This window comes from Microbacterium sp. Leaf351 (assembly GCF_001423825.1).
GTDB classification, from domain to species: domain Bacteria; phylum Actinomycetota; class Actinomycetes; order Actinomycetales; family Microbacteriaceae; genus Microbacterium; species Microbacterium ginsengisoli.
Genome location: NZ_LMPK01000003.1, coordinates 77,065 through 78,378 on the forward strand (window position 1 = coordinate 77,065; position 1,314 = coordinate 78,378).

The 1,314-nt window shown below is 70.3% G+C and carries 2 protein-coding genes; both read left to right on the forward strand.

Going from position 1 to position 1,314, the window contains the following annotated elements:
- The first annotated feature begins 115 nt into the window (after window positions 1–115).
- A complete protein-coding gene (locus ASG00_RS01850) occupies window positions 116–658 on the forward strand; it encodes an amino-acid N-acetyltransferase (protein WP_056206440.1) in 543 nt (180 codons plus the stop codon).
- Window positions 659–741: 83 nt separating this feature from the next.
- A partial coding sequence (locus ASG00_RS01855; RefSeq protein WP_162238315.1) for a hypothetical protein occupies window positions 742–1,314 on the forward strand: 573 nt, incomplete at its 3' end.

A 1,314-nucleotide genomic window follows, 5' to 3' on the forward strand; every position in this document is an offset into this window, starting at 1 on the left:
CGGTGTGCAGCGCGCGCAGCGCGGCGCCCTTCTCGACGATCGACATGGCACGAGTCAACACCGGTGACGCCGGTACGCCCGGATGCCACGGGGTGTGCGGTCTACTGTGGTCAGCATGACCGACGCCGCATCCTCCGGAGCGTCCCCCGTCAACACCGGATCGTTCGAGATCCGCCGTGCGCGCACCGCCGATGTGCGCGCCATCCATCGCCTGCTCGAGCCGTACGTGCAGCGTCGCATCCTGCTCGGCAAAGACCTCGTCGTGCTCTACGAGGCCACGCAGCAGTTCGTCGTCGCCGTCGACGCCGAGGGCGAGGTCATCGCGTGCGGTGCTCTGCACGTCATGTGGGAGGACCTCGGCGAGGTGCGCACTCTCATCGTGGCCGACCCGTGGCTGCACACCGGCGTCGGCCGTGCGGTCGTCGAGACCCTGGAGGAGCACGCCCGCCGGCTCGGCCTCACGCGCCTGTTCTGCCTCACCTTCGAGGTCGACTTCTTCACCCGTCGCGGCTTCGCGCCCATCGGCGAGCACGTCGTCGACAACGACGTCTACTCGCAGCTCGTGCGCAGTCCCGACGAGGGTGTGGCCGAGTTCCTCGACCTCGCGCACGTGAAGCCGAACACCCTCGGCAACACGCGCATGCTCAAGAACCTCTGACCCGTCCCGGTCGCGACGCACGGATGCCGCGGCCCCCGGCGCGGGCGTCGCGTCGCCGTCGACCCGCCGCCTAGCCTGGAACGGTGACCATCCCGCCGCTCCGCCGTCGTCGGCACTCGCGCGCCGTCTATCGGCGCCGGCGCCTGGCCGTGCTGTTCGTGCTGGTGGTCGTCATCGCCGCGGTCGTCTTCGTCGTCATCGCCCAGCCGTGGCGCGGGGCGCCGCAGTCGTCCTCGTCTCTCTCCCCTGTCGATTCGCCCGCTGCGACCGGCGCGGCCAGCCCGTCTGCGCCTCCCGGTGCGGCGACACCGGGGGCCGCGGCATCCACTCCGACTCCCGGCGGGACGCCGGGCGCCTGCACGGCGAACGAGGTGACTGTCGACCCGGTCGTCGACCAGACCTCGTACGCGTCGGGGCAGAACCCGAAGCTGTCGATCAAGCTGACCAACACATCAGGCGTCGACTGCACCATCAACGTCGGCTCCGCGCAGCAGGTGTTCACGATCACGAGCGGTTCCGACACCTGGTGGCGCTCCACCGACTGCCAGACCGACCCGAGCGATCAGGTCGTGACCCTCACCGCCGGGCAGAGTGTGCAGAGTGCGAGCCCGCTCACCTGGGACCGCACCCGATCGTCCGTCGACACGTGCAACAGC